This window comes from Phytoactinopolyspora endophytica, assembly GCF_004138495.1.
In the GTDB taxonomy this organism is placed as follows: domain Bacteria; phylum Actinomycetota; class Actinomycetes; order Jiangellales; family Jiangellaceae; genus Phytoactinopolyspora; species Phytoactinopolyspora endophytica.
The window spans coordinates 518,631-518,834 of sequence record NZ_ML142850.1 but is presented as its reverse complement, the minus strand read 5'-3'; positions in this window follow the sequence as shown (position 1 = coordinate 518,834).

Below are 204 nucleotides of genomic sequence, written 5' to 3'. Positions count from 1 at the left end.
GCGTGAGTGTCGCATGTGACTCGGTTAAGACCGCCATGACGACACTCACGCTCAACAAGCACGACGGCACCGGCGGCACCCGTCCGGTGCCGTTGCTCATGTGCGACGGCTCTGGCACTCTGATAGTTAGGCTAGGCTACGCTATCGAGGGCGTGCGGCGCTGCGCGGTCAGCACGGACGGCCCGTCGGGCGGGCGTGGTCCGG